The sequence below is a fragment of the Saccharothrix sp. CCNWYY140 genome, assembly GCF_037401995.1.
Lineage (GTDB): Bacteria > Actinomycetota > Actinomycetes > Mycobacteriales > Pseudonocardiaceae > Actinosynnema.
Genome location: NZ_JBBEGC010000031.1, coordinates 1 through 19,270, shown reverse-complemented (window position 1 = coordinate 19,270; position 19,270 = coordinate 1). Strand labels below are relative to the sequence as shown.

Annotated in this window: 18 protein-coding genes and 1 pseudogene; 8 read left to right on the top strand and 11 right to left on the bottom strand. The window is 72.7% G+C overall.

What is annotated here, in order from left to right; all coding sequences use genetic code 11:
* Positions 1-107: 107 nt before the first annotated feature.
* Positions 108-1,145, top strand: a complete 1,038-nt coding sequence (locus WBN91_RS16670) for a hypothetical protein (protein WP_337723633.1) — start codon at positions 108-110, stop codon at positions 1,143-1,145.
* A gap of 1,073 nt (positions 1,146-2,218) precedes the next feature.
* Here the strand turns inward: WBN91_RS16670 and WBN91_RS16665 are convergent.
* On the bottom strand, positions 2,219-2,443 hold the full coding sequence (locus tag WBN91_RS16665) for a hypothetical protein (RefSeq protein ID WP_337723632.1): 225 nt from the start codon (positions 2,441-2,443) through the stop codon (positions 2,219-2,221).
* A 347-nt stretch (positions 2,444-2,790) separates the two neighbouring features.
* On the opposite strand from WBN91_RS16665, the gene WBN91_RS16660 reads away from it, so the two are divergent.
* A complete protein-coding gene (locus WBN91_RS16660; protein WP_337723631.1) occupies positions 2,791-5,121 on the top strand; it encodes a SpoIIE family protein phosphatase in 2,331 nt (776 codons plus the stop codon).
* 38 nt (positions 5,122-5,159) lie between these two features.
* Here WBN91_RS16660 and WBN91_RS16655 read toward each other — a convergent pair whose 3' ends face one another.
* From WBN91_RS16655 to WBN91_RS39180, 7 genes and pseudogenes are all read right to left on the bottom strand, one after another.
* Positions 5,160-7,553: a hypothetical protein gene (locus WBN91_RS16655; protein ID WP_337723630.1), complete on the bottom strand. Its 2,394-nt coding sequence runs from the start codon at positions 7,551-7,553 to the stop codon at positions 5,160-5,162.
* The gene (locus tag WBN91_RS16650; RefSeq protein WP_337723629.1) at positions 7,550-8,560 is read right to left on the bottom strand and encodes a patatin-like phospholipase family protein; all 1,011 of its coding nucleotides are present in this window, start codon (positions 8,558-8,560) and stop codon (positions 7,550-7,552) included. Before WBN91_RS16650 ends, WBN91_RS16655 begins: the two co-directional genes overlap by 4 nt.
* 238 nt (positions 8,561-8,798) lie before the next feature.
* On the bottom strand, positions 8,799-9,464 hold the full coding sequence (locus WBN91_RS16645) for a winged helix-turn-helix transcriptional regulator (protein ID WP_337723628.1): 666 nt from the start codon (positions 9,462-9,464) through the stop codon (positions 8,799-8,801).
* A gap of 9 nt (positions 9,465-9,473) precedes the next feature.
* On the bottom strand, positions 9,474-10,160 hold the full coding sequence (locus tag WBN91_RS16640) for an alpha/beta fold hydrolase (RefSeq protein ID WP_337723627.1): 687 nt from the start codon (positions 10,158-10,160) through the stop codon (positions 9,474-9,476).
* A gap of 39 nt (positions 10,161-10,199) precedes the next feature.
* On the bottom strand, positions 10,200-10,523 hold the full coding sequence (locus WBN91_RS16635; RefSeq protein ID WP_337723626.1) for an antibiotic biosynthesis monooxygenase family protein: 324 nt from the start codon (positions 10,521-10,523) through the stop codon (positions 10,200-10,202).
* Complete coding sequence (locus tag WBN91_RS16630) at positions 10,520-10,873, bottom strand: aldo/keto reductase (protein ID WP_337723625.1); 354 nt, start codon at positions 10,871-10,873, stop codon at positions 10,520-10,522. The genes WBN91_RS16635 and WBN91_RS16630 overlap by 4 nt, the downstream gene beginning before the upstream one ends.
* A gap of 48 nt (positions 10,874-10,921) precedes the next feature.
* Positions 10,922-11,305, bottom strand: a pseudogene (locus WBN91_RS39180) (hypothetical protein); the annotation flags it as partial.
* On the opposite strand from WBN91_RS39180, the gene WBN91_RS16625 reads away from it, so the two are divergent.
* Positions 11,257-11,844 carry a helix-turn-helix transcriptional regulator gene (locus WBN91_RS16625; RefSeq protein WP_337723624.1) on the top strand — a complete coding sequence of 196 codons (588 nt, stop codon included), beginning with the start codon at positions 11,257-11,259 and terminating at the stop codon, positions 11,842-11,844. The pseudogene WBN91_RS39180 and the gene WBN91_RS16625 overlap by 49 nt on opposite strands.
* A 5-nt stretch (positions 11,845-11,849) precedes the next feature.
* Positions 11,850-12,971 carry an alkaline phosphatase family protein gene (locus WBN91_RS16620; protein WP_337723623.1) on the top strand — a complete coding sequence of 374 codons (1,122 nt, stop codon included), beginning with the start codon at positions 11,850-11,852 and terminating at the stop codon, positions 12,969-12,971.
* 425 nt (positions 12,972-13,396) lie between these two features.
* On the opposite strand, the gene WBN91_RS16615 is transcribed toward WBN91_RS16620, so the two are convergent.
* Positions 13,397-13,966: a TetR/AcrR family transcriptional regulator gene (locus WBN91_RS16615; RefSeq protein ID WP_337729290.1), complete on the bottom strand. Its 570-nt coding sequence runs from the start codon at positions 13,964-13,966 to the stop codon at positions 13,397-13,399.
* A 63-nt stretch (positions 13,967-14,029) separates the two neighbouring features.
* Between WBN91_RS16615 and WBN91_RS16610 the strand changes: the two genes are divergently transcribed.
* Positions 14,030-14,869 carry an alpha/beta fold hydrolase gene (locus WBN91_RS16610; RefSeq protein WP_337729291.1) on the top strand — a complete coding sequence of 280 codons (840 nt, stop codon included), beginning with the start codon at positions 14,030-14,032 and terminating at the stop codon, positions 14,867-14,869.
* On the opposite strand, the gene WBN91_RS16605 is transcribed toward WBN91_RS16610, so the two are convergent.
* Positions 14,803-15,165, bottom strand: coding sequence for a hypothetical protein (locus tag WBN91_RS16605; RefSeq protein ID WP_337729292.1), 363 nt, complete (start codon positions 15,163-15,165; stop codon positions 14,803-14,805). The two genes, WBN91_RS16610 and WBN91_RS16605, sit on opposite strands and share 67 nt — an antisense overlap.
* A 1-nt stretch (position 15,166) precedes the next feature.
* Between WBN91_RS16605 and WBN91_RS16600 the strand changes: the two genes are divergently transcribed.
* Complete coding sequence (locus tag WBN91_RS16600) at positions 15,167-15,802, top strand: MFS transporter (RefSeq protein WP_337729293.1); 636 nt, start codon at positions 15,167-15,169, stop codon at positions 15,800-15,802.
* Between the two features lie 95 nt (positions 15,803-15,897).
* Positions 15,898-16,323 carry an organic hydroperoxide resistance protein gene (locus tag WBN91_RS16595; protein ID WP_337729294.1) on the top strand — a complete coding sequence of 142 codons (426 nt, stop codon included), beginning with the start codon at positions 15,898-15,900 and terminating at the stop codon, positions 16,321-16,323.
* Here WBN91_RS16595 and WBN91_RS16590 read toward each other — a convergent pair.
* Positions 16,320-17,330, bottom strand: a complete 1,011-nt coding sequence (locus WBN91_RS16590) for an alpha/beta fold hydrolase (RefSeq protein ID WP_337729295.1) — start codon at positions 17,328-17,330, stop codon at positions 16,320-16,322. The genes WBN91_RS16595 and WBN91_RS16590 overlap by 4 nt on opposite strands.
* Before the next feature lie 261 nt (positions 17,331-17,591).
* On the opposite strand from WBN91_RS16590, the gene WBN91_RS16585 reads away from it, so the two are divergent.
* Positions 17,592-19,163 carry an ABC-F family ATP-binding cassette domain-containing protein gene (locus WBN91_RS16585; protein ID WP_337729296.1) on the top strand — a complete coding sequence of 524 codons (1,572 nt, stop codon included), beginning with the start codon at positions 17,592-17,594 and terminating at the stop codon, positions 19,161-19,163.
* The last annotated feature ends 107 nt before the right edge of the window (positions 19,164-19,270 follow it).

Here is a 19,270-nt window from a genome sequence, read left to right as displayed (position 1 = left end):
GCCACGACCTGACACGTTCGCGTGGAAGATCACCTCTTGAGTCCATTGAGGACGGTTGATGGGCGAGGATGGGCCGCGTTCGCCGTCCGACCGGGAAGGAAGGTGCCATGTCCTCCACCACGCCCGTCCACCTGGTCGGCTCGCTGCCCAAGCCGCTGTGCGACGACCCGGCCACCGCGATGGACTGGTTCCTGGGACACCGCGGCGACGCCGAGCTGACCGCCCTGCCGTGCGACCGCGACCCCCGGTGGATCATCGACTGGCTGGACCGCTTGGTCGAGGTGCCCGCGCTGGAGCAGGTCCGGTCGGGTGACAGCAGCTGCTACGCGGACATGCCGTACTACCGCCTGCGCCCCGGCCACCACCTCCAGCCCGGCGACGTGGCCTCCGGCCTGCCCGCGCGGGTGGCGGACGCGTTTTCGGCGCTCTCGGCCAGGGGCGGTTGTCCGCCGCTGCGGGTGCAGGTCGGGGTACCCAATGCGCTGGACCTGGCACTGTTCGCGTTCGGTTCCCCGGAGGCCGCCCACGAGCACCTGCCGGTGTTCCAGGCGGCGGTGGTGGGGGAGGTCGCGGAGATCGCCGCACGGTGGGGCGACCGGGTGCAGTTCCAGCTGGAGACGCCCGTGGTGCTCGTGTCGTACCACCTGACCGGCCGCGAGGGTTGGCCCGTGCTGACCGGCCGTTTGGTGGGCCAGGTGGCCGAGGTCCTGGCGGCGGTGCCCCAGGGCCGCTGGGTGCTGCACCTCTGCTACGGCGACCTGGGCCACACTCCGGTCTTCACGCCCACGGACTTGGACGCACCGGTGACGTTCCTCAACGCCCTATCCGACCACCAGGCAGCCCACCGAATCCCCATGCCGACCGTCCACCTCCCGGTCACCACGGGCAACACGGCCCCACCCACCACCCCGACGTTCTTCGCCGCGCTGGGCCGGCTGCGACGCGGGGTCGAGGTGATCGCGGGCGTGGTGGCGGAGGAACACCCAACGGAGAGCCAGACGGCCCTGAACCTGCTGGAAGACGCGCTGGGCCACCCAGTAGCAGCCGTAGCCGCCGCCTGCGGCTACGGCAGGCGCACCCCAGCCGCAGCAGCCGCCAACCTATCCCTCGCCGCCACCCTCGCCCGCCGCCACACCGTCCACTGACACCGTCCAGCAGCACACCCCAGCCACGGCGGCGTCCCCCAAAACACCCACCCAACACCGACCCGACACTCCACCCGCCCCCGCTCAGCCCCCACTCGACCTAGCCGCCGCCGCTGTCCGCCGCCGCTGTCCGCCGCCGCTGCCCGCCGCCGCTGTCCGCCGCCGCTGTCCGCCGCCGCTGCCCGCCACCATTGCCCGCCGCCGCCACCACCACTGCCTGCCACCATTGCCCGCCGCCGCCGCCACCACTGCCTGCCTGCCGCCGCCATCGGCTGCCACAGCTGCCCGCCCTTCCGCCGGCACCGCTGCCGACCTCGGCCCGCGTCCGTAGCCTCCGCCGCCTCTGCGGCCAACGCCCGCCTCCGCCCGCCCGCGCTTCCGCCGCCTATGCCGCCTCGACCCGCCCGCGCCCCCGCCTCCGCCCGCCCGCGCCTCGACCCGCCCCCGCGTCCGCGCGGCTGCCCGCCCGCGCCGTTGTCCGCCCGCGCGGCTGCCCGCCTGGCCTCCCTCCGCCTCCGCTGCGCCTGCGCCGCCGGGCTGCCGCCGCCTCTGTCTGCCCCTGCTTGCGCCGCCGCCCGCCGCATGTCCACCTCAACCCGAGACCCGGCCAGCGCTTCACTCCACCGCACGCCCACCGATGTCGTACCCGCGTGGGAGAATGGTGTCGGGGGCCGGAGGCCGCCGCCTTCGCGCCCCGGCCGCTGCACTCGCGTTCTGCCCCGGCGGTCCCGGCACCCGCCCGCCGCCTTGGCACCCGCCGCTCTCGCTCGCAACCTCGGCACGTCCCGGGTGCTCGCCGCCTGCTGTCCCGCCGCTCCCGCTCGCCGCTCGCCGCTCGCCGCTCGCCGCTCGCCGCTCCCGCTCGCCGCTCCCGCTCGCCGCTCCCGCTCGCCGCTCCCGCTCGCCCCGCCGCTCGCCGCCCCGCCCTGGGTGCGCGCCGCCCCGCCCTAGGGTGCGCGGCACCCCGCTCGGCGGTGGCGCTGCTGCGCTCGCTCTCCCGGCCCCGGGCGAGCCCGATCCTCGCCGCTGGCCGCTGGCCGCTGGCCCGCCGGCCGCCATGAGTCCGCCGTCCGCTAGCCGCCAACCGTCCGCCCAGCCGCCAGCCGCCAGCCGCCAGCCGCCAGCCCAGCCGCCAGCCGCCAGCCGTCCGCCCAGCCGCCAGCTGTCCGCCAGCCCAGCTGCCAGCCGTCCGCCGCCCCGATGCCCAGGTGCTCGCGCCCTGCCGCCCCGCCGCTCGCCGCTGCATTCGCTCCCGACCCCTCGGCGTCCCCTGGGACCTCGTCGCCGTGCTCGCTCACCCCTCGCCCCACCCCTCGCCCGCCCCGCGCGCGGCCCAGCCCTCGCCGTCCTGTTGCGCCGTCCCGCTGCGCCGGCGCGCCGTCCCAGCGCTCGCCGCCCTGCTGCCTCAGCCTCGCCGTCCCAGGCCTCGCCGTCCCGTCGCTTCAGCCCTCGCTGCCCGAGCGCGCGTCGTCCCCGCCGCCCCAGCCCCGTCGTCCCCGCCTGTCCCAGCGCCCGCCGTCCCGACGCTCCCCGTCGCCCTCGCTCGCGCCCCCAAACACCCCGGCGTGCAGCAGGCGCCTGCCGCCGCCTGATCGGCAGGGGTTTCGGCTGGCCGGAGGGCGGCGGACGGGTGATGCTGGACGGGATGGCAACCCAGCGGGATCCGAGTCGTTCGGCGCTGGCCGACCTGGTCGCCCGTCAGCGTGACGAGATCGACCGGCTTCGGGTTGCTGCGCGGCGGCAGGCTGTGGTGGAGCAGGCCAAAGGGGTGTTGGCCGAGAGGTTGGGGTGTCGGCCTGACGAGGCGTTCGAGGACATGGTGCGGTTGTCCCAGGCCACCGGGAACGACCTGATCCTGATCGCCGCCAGTGTGCTCGGCGTCCCGCCGCCTCCGCCGGGGGAGCGGCTGACCGGTGGGGAAGAGCTGTTCGACCCGACTCCGTACGTCCGGCAGGTTGGCAAGGATCCCGTGGAGCGTGTGCCGCGGCCGGTGGCGCTTGCGGCGGTGGGGACGGCGGTTGACGCTGAGGAGTTGGCCGAGTTGGTGTGCGAGCACGCCGGGTGTGACAGCGTGTTGATCTACCTGGTGGAGCCGGACGGCGGGCTGCGGCTGGAAGGTGCGGCGAACGTCCCTGCCCGGGTGCGGCTGGAGTGGGATCGGGTGCCTACGCAGCTCGACACCGGGGTGCTGGCCGCGGTGCGCAGTGGGTTGCCGCGGTGGCTGCCCGATCTGGAGGCGGCGCGTCGGCAGCATGCCCTGATCGGTGACCCGGAGACGGTGTGGCGCTCGAGAGCTTGGCTGCCGTTCCGGGACCAGACGCGCACCGCCGGCGTGATCGGGATGTTGTGGACCGAGCGGCACGAGTTTCCGGCCGGGGAGCAGTGGGACCTGGAACTGCTGGTCCGTGCTGCCGGCTCGACCCTGCTGTCGCGGCTGAGCTCCGGGGGCGCCGCGCACAGCCGCAACTGGACGTTGTGGGCGCAGCACCTGCTGGACGTGTTGCCGGGCTCGGTGGCGCTGCTCGGCGCGGTCCACTCCACCACCGGCGAAGTGGTGGACTTCCGGTTCGAGGCCGCCAGTCCGGACGCGGTGGACTTCTCCGGCCGTCGGTACCGGCAGCTGGTCGGGCGCAGCATCCTCAGCAGCTACCCGACCGTCGAGGGCACCGAGCTGTGGGCGTCCTACCACCGGGTGTTGCGCACGGGGGTCCGGGAGGTCCTGCACGAGTTCCAGTACGAGGAGAACACCCCCGGTCTGCCACGGCACGGCCGCTACACGTTGACCATCGGCAAGTTCGGCGACGGACTGATCCTCGCCTGGCACGAGCACGAGGACCCGTTGCAGCTGGAGCGGCTGCGCAGCGTCCAGCGGCTGGGCAACATCGGCTGGGGCGAGTGGAACCTGGTCACCGACGAGATCACCTGGTCCGACCAGCTCTACGTCATCTTCGACCGCGACCCGGCGCTGGGGCCCATGTCCCTGGACGAGATCCGCGCCTCCGTCGTCCCCGAGGACCTCCCGATCATCCAGAACGCCGTGCGCCGGATGCTGGAACGCGGCGAGCGCACCGACTCCGAGCTGCGCCTGCGGGCAGGCGACCAGATCCGCTTCGGCCGCTTCATCGGCGAACCCGTCCTCGACGTCGAGGGCCGTCCTGTCCGGCTCGACGTGGTCCTCCAGGACGTCACCGCGACCCGCCGGGCCGAGCAGCGGATGTTCGACCTGGGCGAGCAGTTCGCCCGAGAACACCAGGTGGCCGACCACCTCCGCACCGCCGTGCTGCCCGTGCCCAGCGCGCCCCTGCGGCTGCCCGGCCTGAAGGTCGCCGTCCGCTACCTCGCCGCCGAGCAGTGGGCGCAGGTGGGCGGCGACTGGTACCACGCCTTCCCCCTCGGCGACGGCAGCACCCTCCTGGCGATCGGCGACGTGGCGGGCCACGGCCTGGCCACCGCCGCCGCGATGGCCAAGCTGCGGTACGCCCTCACCGGCGCCGCCCTGACCACGCCGGACCCGGCGGGCATCCTGACCGTCCTCAACCGGATGCTGACCGAGAGCCAGGACGTCACCCTGGCCACCGCCATCGTCGGCCGCTTCACCCCCGCGACTGGCCACCTCTCCTGGTCGCAGGCGGGCCACCCGCCGCCCCTGCTAGTCCGCCCCGACGAGGTCGTCGCCCTGGACCGCCCTCCGGGCCCCGTCCTGGGCGGCATCCCCACCGCGACCTACGCCACCGCCCACACCGCCCTGCACCCCGGCGACACCGTCCTGATGTACACCGACGGCCTCATCGAACGCAGGCCCTCCACCACCGAGGACGAGGACGACGAGGACGACCTGGGGCACCTGCTGTCGGAGATCAGGAAGTTCGTCGCCGACCTGGACCCGGTCGAGATGCCGGAAGCCCTGACCTCCCGCCTGGTCCCCGCCTCGCCCCTCGACGACACCTGCATGCTGGCCGCCCTGGTCACCCGCTAGACCCCCGACGCCGTGAACCCGTCCAGCCACGGCGCTGGTCAGTCGGGGTTGACGAGCACCGGTTCCGGTCGAGCGGCGGCGGCTCTCGGCCGGTACCGGGCCTCGGCCTCGTACCGGAGCCGTTCGGCGGCCAGGAAGCACCGGTTGAGCCCGGTCCGCACGTCCAACGCGTTGATGCCCGTCTTCAGCACGTAGAACAACCCGATGTTCACCAACGCCACCGACAACGCGTACACGTACGTGTCCTTGAGCGTCCCGTTCATGATCAGGTACGCGAAGATCCACACCGACGTGCTGTACAGCGTGATGGTCGGCCCCCACTGCCGGAACGCGTCCAGCCCGATGACCTTCTGGTGCTCCGGCGGCACGGTGCTCAACCGGGCGGCCCGCGCGGCGGCCAGGGACCGGGTCGCGAAGGCCGCGCACAGCAGGTTCGAGGCCATCACGCCGGTGTAGCCGATGGCGGTGCCGATCGGCCACATCCGCGTGTCCACCAGGTTCACCCACAAGATCAGCCACGACGCCCACGGGGCCATCAGCCGGATCGCGAACTCGGCGGCGACGCGCAGGAAGGCGCCCGGCAACGCGGGCGACCTGGCCACCAGCGTGGTGAGGCCGCCGAGGATGTTCTGGTAGTAGCGGACGGAAGCCAGGGCGAAGCTCAGACCGATGATCCGCGCGGGCAGGTTCTCCCACACCTGCCCGAGCTTGTACTCCGGCACGCGCAGGTCGTCCACGAGCGGGATCACGTTGGGCTGCACGTTCCACGGGCGCAGCAGCAGCTGGACCGGTGGGCCGAGCACGTCGATGCCGACATCGCGCAGGAACCACAGCACGCACACCGTGGCGCTGACGAAGTAGCTCAGTGACGACACCACCGAGAAGAACAACAGCCACCGGGCGTGCATCGACCGTCGAGGGTCGGAGAGCACGCCCTGCTGGCGGCGCATGCGGTGGACGCGCCGTCGCCGCTTGGGTTCGCGGGACGGCGGGAACAGCGTCCGCACGGTCTCGGTCACGGTGTGCCGGTCGTAGGGGATGGCGTTCGGGCGCTGGTCGGGGTCCTCCACCAGCGCCGCCTGGGTGACGTCGAGCTCCTGCTCCAGCACCCGGTGCAGGTAGCGGTAGACGTCCTGGTCGTCGATCGGCACCGGGAACACCAGCAGCCGCCGGTCGGGGCGCACGTCGATCAGGTCCTCGACCACGCGGGCGATCAGCGGCGCCTGCCCGTAGAAGCGGTCGGGGATGGTGTCGTCGCGGTTCTCGCCGACATCGCCGAGCGCGATCAGGATGCGCCCGAGCGAGTACAGGTCGGCCTTGGTCACGTCCTCGGAGCCCGCGCGCACCTCGGGCGCGACGTACACGCTCTGCGCGCTGCCCGGACCGGTCGCGAACGCGCCGCTGTAGAGGTAGTTGCGGCCGAAGTCGACGAAGGTCAGGTCGTAGGACCGGCCGTCGCCCTCGGCCCGCCTGCGCACGATCACGTTGGTGAGCGACAGGTCCTCGTGCCGCCGGCCCGCCTGGTGCAGTTCGGCCAGCGCCGCCAGCAGCGGCAGGCCGACCTTCCGGATCAGGTCGAGGCGCACGTTGCCGGCCGGGGTCGGGCGCCGGCGGCGGAAGCGGCCCACGGCCGGGGCGGCGGCCTCCCGCTTGAGGTGCTCGATCTCCTCCGCGAGGGTCCGGCCCTCGGCGAAGTCCATGAGGATCCAGTTGTCCGTGCTCGCCCACACCCGCACCATGTGGCCCACCGCGCGGCCGTCGGCGTCCAGCGCGTTGTGGTCGACCTCGTAGGAGCGGGTCTTGGCCGCGATGACCGGGATGTGGGCGTAGGGGAACAGGACGCACTTGAGCGCGAACGCGTTGCGGTGCCCGGTTCCCCGCGGCGGACGGCCGCGCAGGATGAACGACGTCGACCCGTGCCGGTGGAACTCCAGTTCCGCGCCCTGCACGGTGGCCCACTCGCCGGACACGTGCGGGTCCACCGCGCGGCCCGGCGCGTACAGCTCGACCAGCGCGAGCCGCACGGAGGCGTCCCGGACCAGGGCCTGGCACACCTTCGCGCAGTCGTGCTCGCCGCGTTCCGGGTCGGTGGGCTCCATCGTGATCAGCGTGATCAGCAGGACGGACAGGTAGCCGAACACCTCGACGTCGCGCCGCTGGTGGCCGCGCGCGCGACCGGTCCGGAACCCGCGGCACCACGTCGTCAGCGCGGCGATGGCCGCGTCGCGCTCGACGCCCGCCTCCAGCTGGAACGACAGCCGGTCCAGCGGGATGCCGGCCAGGACCCGCCGCCAGTCGTCGCCGGTGCCGCACAGGTCGTGGATCTCGCGCAGGACCCGGACGTCGGAGTCCTGGCCCGCCAGGCGCAGGACGCGCCGGAGCACGTGCCGCAGGACGTCCTTGCCCGCCGGGTCGGTGTGCGGGTCGGTCACGGCGTGGCCGGTCTCGGCGGGTACACCGTCAGGCGCGGGACGACCACCACGTCCTCGCCCTCCAGCACCTCGTGCGCGAGCCGGTAGGCCGACCGGGCGCCGTCGAGGAGCTTGCCGCGGTCCACCTCGTGCCGCTTGACCTCCGGGGTGTCCGGCAGCGGCGCCAGGTCGAGGATCGCGGGCGTGCCGGGGTGCAGGCGGCTGCGGTCCAGGTGCGGCCGGTCGCGCAGCTTGTACTCGTCCATCGACGCGATGAACCCGGTGCCCAGGCCCGGCCGCACCCGCTCCAGGTGCCGGGCCACCACCCGGTTGACCATCGGCGCGGTGCCGGAACTCGGCGCGGACATCGGCCGGGTGCTCAGCGACAGCACGTGCGTGCAGCCGTCCAGCACGGCCGCGCGGTACGGGTGGAACCGCAGCACGCCGCCGTCGATCGCGCGCTTGCCGCGGAAGTCCGCGGTGCCCCGGATGGCCAGCGGTAACCACGTGCTCGCGCGCAACGCCGACCGCAGGTCTTCGGGGGAGTCGAACTCGCCCACGTCGAGGGTCTGCAATTCGTCGACATCGGTGACCATGACGTGCAGCTTCTGCGCCGCCGCGATGATGGCCGCGTAGTCCAGCGGTTTGCGGCGCGCCAGGACTTCCTCGAACACGTACTCCAGGTTCATCGGACCCTCACCGCGCAACACGCGGCGGAAGTCCAGGAACACGCCGGTGGTCAGGTCGTCGAAGTAGATGGACAACGGGAACCAGGTGCGCCGGGTGATGAAGTACGCCCCGTTCACCGCGCCCGACGAGCACGTGTAGACGTCGTCGAAGCTGTCGGCGAACCCCATGTCCTCCAACGCGCTCAGCATCGCGCCGGAGACCACTCCGCGCAGGCCACCGCCCTCGACGGCCAACCCGACCTTGAACCCGTCGGCGCGCTTGCCCGGCACGCTGCCGCTCGCCCGCCGCTGGAGCAGCACTTCGCGCACGGGGTGGTCCGCCGCCCAGAACGATTGCACCCGGGTGATTCCGGAACGGGATTCCCGCCGACCCGGAAGAACCGTTCGCCACTTGGTCACACCGCTTGGCCACGCCATCAATGCCCGCCCCCACAAGACGATCGACGCAAGCCACGGTAGCGGATCTTCGTGATCGTGCGGCCGGTATCGGCGCGGGTCCACTGTTCGGCCCATTCGAAGCGGCGGAACGAGTGCGCACTATTGCGGAACGGCGTATTGCGCGTTCCGGCTCAGGTGGTCATCGGGCGCGCGGGGTGGGGAGGCGGAAGAGTCCCTTCAGGCGGCGAAGGGCTTCCCTGTCGCCGGACGCCGACGCGGCACCGGTCTCGATGGCCTCGGCGAGGGTGAGGCGCTGGCCGGTCACGTCGACGAAGGTCTCCGCGCCGAGCGTGATGATGGCGTCGGGGCGCTGGGCCGGGCCGTGCAGCGCCTCGATGTCACCGTCGTCGACCCGGGCGTGGAAGACCTCGTCGTCCACGCGGAACTCGTACACCGCCCGCAGCCCGGCGGCGGCCCTGGGGTCGAAGCAGGCGCGCAGGCCCAGCACCGCCCAGCCGGGGTGGAACGTCTCGTCCTCCCGCCTCGGCCCCATCGCCCACTTCAGCCCCCAGCGGGCCAGCGCCAGGACCGCCGGCCCGAGTTCCTCGCCCGCCTCGGTGAGGGCGTAGACGGGGGTGCGGGCCGGCGGCGGGAGCGTGGTCTTGTGCGCCAGGCCTTCGTGTTCGAGGTGCTTGAGGCGCGCGGCCAGCAGCCCGGTGCCCAGCCCGCGCAGGCTGGCCTGGAGGTCGCCGAACCGCTTGGGCCCGGTCAGCAGTTCGCGGACCAGCAGCAGCGTCCACCGCTCGCCGACGAGGTCGAGGGTGCGCGCGGTCGCGCAGTACTGGTGGTAGGTCCGCTGTTCCACTTCTCCATTTTAGACTCGGCGCTTCTCGTTCTCGAAGATCTCCAGCAGCACCCGGGCGAGTGCTTCCGGTCGGGCCAGTGGCACGTCGTGCGGGCCTTCCAGCGTCCGGACCTGGTACCCGACCGCCGCGCCGAACTCGGCGAAGGGGTAGGTCTCCGGCAGGCAGCACACGGCCGTCCCGGGAATCCCGTCCACGGCACTGCCCAGCAGGGTCGGTTCGGTGAACGTGCGCAGCGCCTGCGGGACCAGGCGCTCGGCCAGCCACGTCACGTCGTCGGGGTCGGTGATCCCGTACGCCGCCGGCGGCGGGGCCGGGACGCGCCACCCGTCCCCGCGCTCCCGGGCCGCCGCGCGGACGGCGGTGCCGAAGGACTCCGGGGCCAGGTCGACCAGGGAAGCACCGTCCGGCCCGGCCCAGCCGTCCACGAGCACGACGTGGTGGACGGCCTCGGGCCGCGCGTCGGCCGCCTCCCGCACGACCAGGCCCGCGTAGCTGTGCCCGACCAGCACGACCGGCTCTTCGGCCTGGTCGAGGGCGGCGACGACCGTCTTGGCGTCGTCGTGGAGCCCGTGGTCCCCGGCGGTGGTCAGGTCCGGGGTGAGGGTGCGGGCGCCGGCGGCGTGCAGCAGCGGGACGACCCGGTCCCAGGCCCACGGGCCGTGCCAGGCGCCGTGGACGAGCACGTAGGTGGTCATCGTCGAACCTCCTCGAAGGGTGTGGTTCGAGATCATAATCTACGCACTTCCCGTTTTTGAAGTGCAGCAGCCGGAGAGCCCCTCCTGCCAGCGTCGGACCCTGGCCGGGCGGGCCAGGATCGTGGCCAACACCCGGGCCGCGTGCCGGCAGGGGGTGGTGGCGTGGTGGGTGGCGAGGGTGGTCGGGTCGATCCACTCCTCGACCACCACCATCTCCGCCGGTTCGTTGGGGTCGAGGTAGGGCCGGAAGGACAGGCACCCCGGGTTGTCCAGCGCCGGTTCCACCAAGGCCTCCAGCGCCGTGCGCAGGCGGTCCGCCTGGCCCGGTCCGGCGAGGTACTGGGTGACCACCACGACGGTCACGGGCGGACCGGGCCGCTGCCCGCCTGTTGTGCCGCCGCCGCGATCTCGGCCAGGTCCTCCTCGGTCAGGGTGACCGCGGGAGCACCGATCCAGCCGTCGACCTGGCCGGGCTTGCGCGCGCCGACGATGGCGCCGGTGACGCCCGGCCACGCCAGCACCCACGCGATGGCGACCTCCGCGACCGACACGCCGTGGCGGGCGGCGATCGGGCGCAGGGCGTCGGCCAGGGCGAGGTTCGCGGTCAGGTTGGTGGTGAAGTCGGTGTGCGCGGAACGCCAGTCGTCGGCGGGCAGGGCGGCGGCGCGTGCGGCGGTGAACGCGCCGGTGAGCAGGCCGGCCTTGGTGAACACGTACGGACGGTCGGCGTCGGGCAGGTCGGCGATCGCCTTGCCGACCAGTTCCTCGGAGTGGCCGAGGCCGTAGACGGCGGCCGTGTCGATCCAGTTGACCCGGAGTCCACGGCGTGGCGGATCGCGGCGATCGACTCGGCGTCGTCGGTGGCGCCCCAGCCGAAGGTCCAGCCGGACCCGGACACCGCCCAGGAGCCGAAGCCGACGCGGGTGATGTCCATGCCCGTGGTGCCGAGGGCGGACCGTTGCATGGTGGAACTCCTTCGTGAAGTGGTTTTGTGCCAACCACTTTCGGCCCGCCGGCCGACCGCAACCAGTGCGCGCGGTGCCTGGGCACGGCGTGCCCAGGCTGAGGTGGCGACCGCCCGGCCATACTGGGCGGCATGGACAGGCGTGCGGAGTTGGGGGAGTTCCTGAGGTCCCGCAGGGCACGGCTGCGGCCCGAGGAGCTGGGCCTGGCCGACCACGGCCGGCGGCGCGTGCCCGGCCTGCGGCGCGAGGAGCCGGCGCGGCTGGCCGGGGTGAGCGTGGACCACTACGTGCGGCTGGAGCAGGGGCGCACGCTGCACTTCTCCGAAGCCGTGCTGGACGCGGTGGCCCGCGCGCTGCGCCTGGACGAGGTCGAACGCGCCCACCTGCACCGGCTGGCCCGGCCGTGGACGCCCTCGACGGACGCCCCGGCGCCGCAACAGGTGCGCCCCGGTTTGCAGCGGTTGCTGGACCTGGCGGCGGAGTTGTCGGCCGCCAGTCGCGAGTTCGCGGCGGTGTGGGCCGAGCACGGGCTCAAGGACAAGACCCACGGGCACTACCGGTACCTGCACCCCGTGGTGGGCGAGCTGGACCTCGGGTTCGAGAGCCTGCGCCTGCCCGACGAGCCGGACCAGGTCCTGATCGCCCACACCTTCGAGGAGGGGTCGCCCGCGGAGACGAAGCTGCGGCTGCTGAGCGCCTGGGAAGCGGTGGGGGCGTGAAGGACATGACCGTTCCCCCGTACGGCGCGGGCACGCTGGCCGAGGTCGTGCCGTCGTTGTTGGCGGGCTTCGGCGTTCCCGGGATGGTGGACGTGCTGGGGCTCGCGGGTCCGACCCGGGTGTGCCTGCTGCTGGTGGACGGCCTGGGCTGGCAGTTGTTGCAGGCCCACCGCGAGGACGCGCCTTTCCTGACGTCGTCGGCGGGCAGGCCGGTCGCCGCCGGCTTCCCCGCGACGACCGCGACCAGCATCGCGTCGCTGTCCACGGGTGTGGCCGGGGGCGAGCACGGGGTGGTGGGCTTCACGTTCGCCGTGGACGGGGAGCTGCTCGACGCGTTGCGGTGGCGCCGGTACGGGGTGGCGGAGTCGGTGGACCTGCGGTCGGTGCTGGTGCCCGAGGAGGTGCAGCCCCGGCCCACGGCGTGGGAGCTCGCAGCGGAGGCCGGGGTCGACGTCAGCTTCGTCGTGCCCAGGGAGCAGCGGGGGAGCGGCCTGTCGCGGGCGGTGCTGCGGGGCGGGCAGGTGCACCCGGTGCTGGGGCTGGGTGATCTCGTCGCGCGGACCGCGGAAGCGTTGGGGGAGCGGGCGTTCTGCTACACCTACCACGCCGACCTGGACACGCTGGGGCACGTGTACGGGCCGGGCAGCGAGCCGTGGCGGCACCAGCTGCGGTTCGTGGACCGGTTGGCCGAACTGCTCGCCGGGAACCTGCCGCCCGGCGGGGCACTGGTGGTGACGGCCGACCACGGGATGGTGGAGGCGGGCGACCGGATCGACTTCGACACCGAGCCGGCGCTGCGGGACGGGGTGCGGTTGCTGGGCGGGGAAACGCGCGTGCGGCACGTGTACACCGACGTGCCCGACGACGTGCGCGTCCGGTGGGGCGACGTGTTGGGGGAGCGGGCGGTGGTCCTCGATCGCGAGGAGGCGATCGCGGCCGGCTGGTTCGGTCCCGCGGTCGCCGCGCACGTGCGCGGCCGGATCGGGGACCTGGTGGTGGCCCTGCGCGGGACGGCGGTGGTGGTCCGGTCGGAGGTGGAGTCCCGGCTGAGCGGGCTGGTCGGGCACCACGGGTCGTTGACCGAGGCGGAGCAGTTGGTGCCCCTGCTCGTGTTCCGCTCCGCCTGATCCGCTGGACTCGCGCTTCGCTTCCTCAAGCCCACGCTTCGCGGGTTCAAACGGGACGCGCTCCGCGCTCGCAAGCTCGGACGCGCTTCGCGCTTGGGAACGCGCGGAGCGCTCGAAAGATCAAAAGAAGCGCTCGCCGCGCGGCAGGCCCCCGGGGGGAAGGGCGTCGGTTTCTTTCCCCGTCCGGCCTGCCGGAGGCAACCACACTTGGCCCGTTTTCGCAACCGGAAAAGCTGGTTGCAAAAACGGACCAAGCGTGGTTGGGCTTCGCCCAGGCCGGACGGGGAAAGAAACCGAGGCCCTTCCCGTGGGCGCTAGCCGCTTGGCGGAACGCAAGAGCGTGCCGCCTTCGGCGGGAAAGCGCGCCTTCGGCGGGAAACGGCGCGCTCCGCGCACGACCAGTGACCGGGTTATGCATTACTCATCTAGCGGCGGGCGTGGTGGGCCAGTGAGTCGGCCACCAGCGCGGTCGCTTCGGCGAGGGACATGCCCGCCTGCTTGAGCGCGGTGAGGGTCAGCGGGTGGACCAGGCCGGTGATCGCCTTGGCCAGCGCGGCGTCGTCCCCGGCGGCTTCGGCGTGCAGGCGGTGGACGCGGTCGCGGAACTCGGCGTCCGCTCGGGCGACCGCCGGGACGTCGGCCAGTTCCGGGCCCAGGACCCGGTGCCAGTGCCCGGTCCGGTCGTAGAACTCGAACATCTGCTCGGTGAGCGCTCGCAGGCGGGCCTTCGTCGAGCGCTTGCCGGTGAAGATCGTGGCGTCCGGGATGCGGACCTCCGCCATCAGCCGGGTCACCACGGCCTCGATCAGCAGGTCGTGGGTGGCGAAGTGGTTGAACACCGTGGCGGGGGAGACGTCGGCCGCGCGGGCCACCTCGGTCATCGTCGTCGCCCTCGCGCCGCGCTCGGCGAACAGCTCGGCGGCAGCGGTGACGACCCGGTCGCGGGTGCGGGCCGCCTGTGCCGAGCGCCGGTCCATCGAGTAGGGCCTGGGCATTGACATCCCCCATGATTGAGTGAACCATTCATTCAATCAAATCGTAGCGCGCGGAGGTGCGCGATGGACGTTCCGACCCGTCTCGGCCCGCTGAACGTGCGGGTGACCGGTGCAGGCCCCGTGGCCGTGTTGTGGCACAGCCTGTTCGTCGACTCGACCACCTGGCGGGAGGTCGAGGGGCCGTTGGCGGGGGAGCGCCGGCTGGTGCTGGTCGACGGGCCGGGGCACGGGCCGAACCCGCCGCCGGCGCGTCGGTTCACGCTGGACGACTGTGCGGGCGCCGCCGCCGACGTGCTCGACCACCTGGGCGTCGCGGACCCGGTGGACTGGGTGGGCAACGCCTGGGGCGGGCACGTCGGCCTCCGGTTCGCCGCCACCCGGCCCGCGCGCTGCCGGAGCGTGGCCGCGATCGGGACGCCCGTCCACGCGCTGGGCGCCGCGGACCGCCGGCGGTCCCGGTTGTTGGTGGCGCTGTACCGGCTCTTCGGCGCCGGGCCGGTCGTGGGGCTGCTGACGAAGGCTCTGGTGGGCTCCGACGCCCATGCGGCCGAGGTGGTGGGTGCCGCGTTCCGGCGGGCCGGGCGGCGCGGGATGGTCACGGCGATCGAGTCGATCAGCCTGCGGCGGCCCGACCTGACGCCCGAGCTCCCGTCGATCGGCGTGCCGACGCTGCTCTCCACGGGGCAGAACGATCCGATGTGGACGGTCGCGGACGCCCGTGCCGCCGCCGCCCTGCTGCCGCGCGGGGCGCTGGTGGTCCTGCCCGGGGCGGGGCACGTCGGGCCGTTGTTCGCCGCGCCGGCGGAGGTGGTGGAGCTGCTCCGGGCGTTCTGGCGTCAGCCGGACGAGGTGGTGGCGCGGGCGAGCAGCCCGTCCACGAACGCGTGGAGGCCTTCGACGTAGGTGTCGCGGGCGGCCAGCACGGGCCAGCGGTCGCCGAGGGCGGCCAGGGTCGGCAGCCGTGCCGCGTCGAAGGTGAAGTCGATGCCCTTCGCCGGGCGGCGCGTCGAGCGGGCGCGGACGAGGATTTCGCCCACGGTGTAGTACCAGATGCTGCGGAAGACCGTGACGGCCTGGTCGGGCGTGCAGCCGCTGTCGACCGCGCCGGCCACGATGGCCTCCACCAGCCACAGGGACGAGTCGCCGAGCAGGCCGACGAAACCGTCCACGGTGAGCACTACGGGGTTGACGCTGGTCACCGTGGCGGTCGTGCAGTTCCTGGTGTCGCTGGACCTGTCGGTGGTCAACGTCGGCCTGCCGAGCATCGCCGCGGGCCTGGGCTTCGGACCGGTGGGCCTGACCTGGGTCGTCCACGCCTACGCCCTCACCTTCGGAGGCCTGCTCCTGCTGGGCGGCAAGACCGCCGACCGCCACGGCCGAAGGCGGGCACTGCTGGTCGGGCTCGCGCTGTTCGGCCTGGCTTCGCTCGCCGGCGGTTTCGCCCAGGCGCCCGGCCACCTCGTCGCCGCCCGCGCCGCGCAGGGCGTCGGGGTCGCCCTCCTTGCGCCGGCCGCGTTGGCGCTGCTCAGCGCGACCTTTCCGAGCGGTCGGGCGCGGGTGCGCGCGTTCGGGGTGTGGAGCGCGGTGAACGCCGCCGGTGGTGCCCTCGGCGTCCTGGTCGGCGGGGTGCTCACCGAGTACGCGGGGTGGCGCTGGGTGATGTTCGTGAACCTGCCGATCGTCGCGTGCGCGGTGCTCCTGGCGTGGCGGGGTGTGGCCCCCGACCGGCCGCTCTCGCGCGGCGGGCGGACGGACGTGCTGGGTGCCGTTCGTCCTGCCCCGCGCCATGCCCGAGAGGAGCCCGGTCCGATGACGTACACGCACGGCGTCACGTGACGGGCGCGGCGGTCGGTCGGCGGCTCCTAGCGTGGCGATGTGCCCGCGCCGGAACGGAACGGCGGGGCGGATCTCCAGGCAGACAAGGAAAAGCAGTGTCCGAGACGACTTACACCGCCATCGCCACCTCCACCGCCGAAGGCCGCAACGGCGGCCGGGCCGTGTCCGACGACGGGGTGCTCGACGTGACCCTCGCCGTGCCGAAGGCGTTCGGCGGCTCGGGTGCCGGGACCAACCCCGAGCAGCTGTTCGCCGCCGGCTGGGCGTCGTGCTTCGTCGGCGCGGTGCGGCGGGTCGCGGCCAAGAACAAGGTCGCGGTGCAGGACCTCTCCGTGGCGGCGGAGGTGACCCTGCACCACAAGGACGACGAGTTCTTCCTCAGCGCCGTGCTGAACCTGGAGGTGTCCGGGGTGGACCAGGCCACGGCCGACGACCTGGCCGAGGGCGCGCACCAGATCTGCCCGTACTCCAAGTCCACCCGCGGCAACATCGAGGTCGAGCTGACCGCCAAGGCCGTCTAGAACCGCGAGGCGTCCACGACCGCCCGCGCGAAGGCCCGCGGGGCCTCCTGCGGCACGTTGTGGCCGATCCCGGCGAACACCCGGTGCTCGTACCGGCCGGTGAACATCGACCGGTACGAGCCGCCGTCGATGTTCGGCCCGTCGAAGTCGCTGCCGATCGTGATGGTCGGGACGGCGATCTTGGGTGCGGCGGCGAGCAGCTGTTCGTACTCGTCGAACCGGGCCTCGCCGGGCGCGAGGCCGAGTCGCCACCGGTAGTTGTGCAGCACGATCGCCACGTGGTCGGGGTTGGCGAACGACGCCGCCGTGCGCGCGTAGGTGGCGTCGTCGAAGTCCCAGGTCGGCGAGGCGATCCGCCAGATCAACCGGTTGAACTCGGCGGTGTTGTCCCGGTACCCGGCCGCGCCGCGCTCGGTGGCGAAGTAGAACTGGTACCACCAGCCGTACTCGGCGGCGGGCGTGAGCGGGTTCCGGTTGGCGGCCAGGTTCGTGATCAGGTAGCCGCTGACCGACACCAGCGCGGCGCAGCGGGACGGCCACAGGGCGGCGATCACGTCGGCGGTCCGCGCACCCCAGTCGAAGCCGCCGATCACGGCGCGGTCGATGCGCAGGGCGTCCATCAGCGCGATGACGTCCAGTGCCACGGCCGACTGTTGCGCGTTGCGGATGGTGTCGGCCGAGCGGAACACCGTGGGGCCGAAGCCGCGCAGGTACGGCACGATGACGCGGTAGCCGCGTGCGGCGAGCAGCGGGCCGACGTCGATGTAGCTGCACGGGTCGTATGGCCAGCCGTGGAGCAGGAGGACGACCGGGCCTCGGGCGGGGCCGTACTCGACGTAGGCCATCCGCACGTCCCCGGCGTCGACGTGCCGAACCGGCCCGAGCGAGTTGTGCCCTCCCTGTGCAGTGCCGTTACCGCTGTCCTCGGCCGCCGCGACGCCCGTCGTCACGCCGGGCACGGCCAGTGAGGCCGCGACCGCCTGCGTGAACCGTCGCCTGGTGATCATCAGGTTGCTTCCCTTCGCTGGTCCGGCGTGCACCGCGACGCTAGGGAGGACCCGGCGGCCGTCGCGCCCGTCACCTGACGCCGTCGCTGTACGTCACCACCGGTTAGACTGGGTGCCGATCAAGAAGGAGACCGGTCGAAGTGGCAGGCGAGCTCGACGTCTCCGGGTGACTACCCGGCCCCGCAGACCACCGCGCGTGCGCAGAGCACGACCGCCGTGGTCCGCGTCGTAGTCCCCTGATCCGCTCACCCGAAGGTCTCCATGTCTTCCATCGTGTGCACCGCCCTGTCCTTCGCCTGGCCCGACGACACCCCGGTGTTCGACGACCTGTCGTTCACCGTCGGCCCCGGCCGCACCGGCCTGGTCGCTCCCAACGGCGCCGGCAAGTCCACCCTGCTGCGCCTGATCGCCGGCGACCTGCGCCCCACAAAGGGCACGGTCACTGTCCGGGGCGTGCTCGGCTACCTACCCCAGCACCTGCCGATGGCCACGGACCTCACCGTGGCGCAGGTCCTGGGCATCGACCACGTCCTGCACGCCCTGCACGCCATCGAGTCCGGCGACGCCGCCGAGGAACACTTCACCGCCGTCGGGAACGACTGGGACATCGAGGAACGCACCCGTGCCCACCTGGACAGGTTGGGCCTGGGCGACGTCCACCCGACCCGCACCCTCGGCACGCTCAGCGGCGGCCAGGTCGTCTCCCTGGGCTTGGCAGCGCAACTCCTCAAACAACCAGACGTGCTCCTCCTCGACGAACCCACCAACAACCTCGACCGCACCGCCCGCACCCGTCTGCACGCCGTGCTGGAGGCGTGGAACGGCTGCCTGGTGGTAGTCAGCCACGACCGCGAACTCCTGGACCGCGTGGACCGCATCGCGGAGTTGGAACGAGGAGAGCTGAGCCTGCACGGCGGCAACTTCACGGCCTACGAGGAGGCAGTCCGCATCGAACGCGAAGCCGCCGAACGAGCCGTCCGCAACGCCGAACAGGAAGTCAAACGCGAAAAGGCCCAACTCCAACAATCCCGAGAACGAGCCACCCGCCGAGCCAACACCGCCGCCCGCAACCTGGGCGATGCGGGCCTGCCCAAGATCTTCGCCGGCACCATGAAGCGCAACGCGGAGAAGACGGCCGCCAAGTCCGAGGAAACCCACGCCGATCGGGTGGCCGAGGCGCAGTCCAAACTGGACGAAACCAGCCGGAACCTGCCGGAGGACCAGGTCATCACCTTGGTCCTCCCCGCCACGACTGTTCCTGCGGGCCGCACGGTCTTCCACGGGGAGGGCTTGCGTGGACAGCACGGCGAGCACACGGTGTTCGAGGGTGTGGATCTGATCATCCGTGGCCCTGAACGGATCGCTCTGACGGGGGAGAACGGGGCGGGGAAGTCGACGTTGTTGAGGTTGCTGGATGGCGGGGAGCGGGTCGCTTACCTGTCACAGCGGTTGGACCTGCTGGATCCTGATCGGAGTGTCCTGGACAACCTTGCCAGGTTTGCGCCGAGTTTGTCGGCGGAACGCCGGATGCATTTGTTGGCGAGGTTCTTGTTTCGGGGCGAGCGGGCGCACCTGGCGGTGGGGGTGTTGTCGGGCGGCGAGCGCCTACGCGCAACTCTTGCCTGCGTCCTGTATGCCGAACCCGCGCCGCACTTGTTGTTGCTGGATGAGCCGACCAACAACTTGGACCTGGTGAGTGTGGGGCAGTTGGAGAACGCGCTCAATGCGTATCGGGGTGCGTTCGTGGTGGTCAGCCACGACGAACGTTTCCTGGAGAACATCGGCATCACCCGACGCCTAGCCTTGAAGGGCGGCCAGCTCATCCGGGACTAACGCCCATACGACCCAACGTCCGAAGGGTGGTCCGCGCCGAAGGCGCGAGCCGAAGCGGCTAGCGCCCACGGGAAGGGCCTCGGTTTCTTTCCCCGTCCGGCCTGGGC

What these genes read in the sequence shown, in the direction of transcription:
- WBN91_RS16640 (WP_337723627.1), bottom strand. Translation starts at nt 10,160, where the DNA reads ATGACCACCTACGTGCTCGTCCACGGCGCCTGGCACGGCCCGTGGGCC.
- WBN91_RS16620 (WP_337723623.1), top strand. Translation starts at nt 11,850, where the DNA reads ATGACCGTTCCCCCGTACGGCGCGGGCACGCTGGCCGAGGTCGTGCCG.
- WBN91_RS16610 (WP_337729291.1), top strand. Translation starts at nt 14,030, where the DNA reads ATGGACGTTCCGACCCGTCTCGGCCCGCTGAACGTGCGGGTGACCGGT.
- WBN91_RS16615 (WP_337729290.1), bottom strand. Translation starts at nt 13,966, where the DNA reads ATGCCCAGGCCCTACTCGATGGACCGGCGCTCGGCACAGGCGGCCCGC.
- WBN91_RS16660 (WP_337723631.1), top strand. Translation starts at nt 2,791, where the DNA reads ATGGCAACCCAGCGGGATCCGAGTCGTTCGGCGCTGGCCGACCTGGTC.
- WBN91_RS16590 (WP_337729295.1), bottom strand. Translation starts at nt 17,330, where the DNA reads ATGATCACCAGGCGACGGTTCACGCAGGCGGTCGCGGCCTCACTGGCC.
- WBN91_RS16625 (WP_337723624.1), top strand. Translation starts at nt 11,257, where the DNA reads ATGGACAGGCGTGCGGAGTTGGGGGAGTTCCTGAGGTCCCGCAGGGCA.
- WBN91_RS16585 (WP_337729296.1), top strand. Translation starts at nt 17,592, where the DNA reads ATGTCTTCCATCGTGTGCACCGCCCTGTCCTTCGCCTGGCCCGACGAC.
- WBN91_RS16670 (WP_337723633.1), top strand. Translation starts at nt 108, where the DNA reads ATGTCCTCCACCACGCCCGTCCACCTGGTCGGCTCGCTGCCCAAGCCG.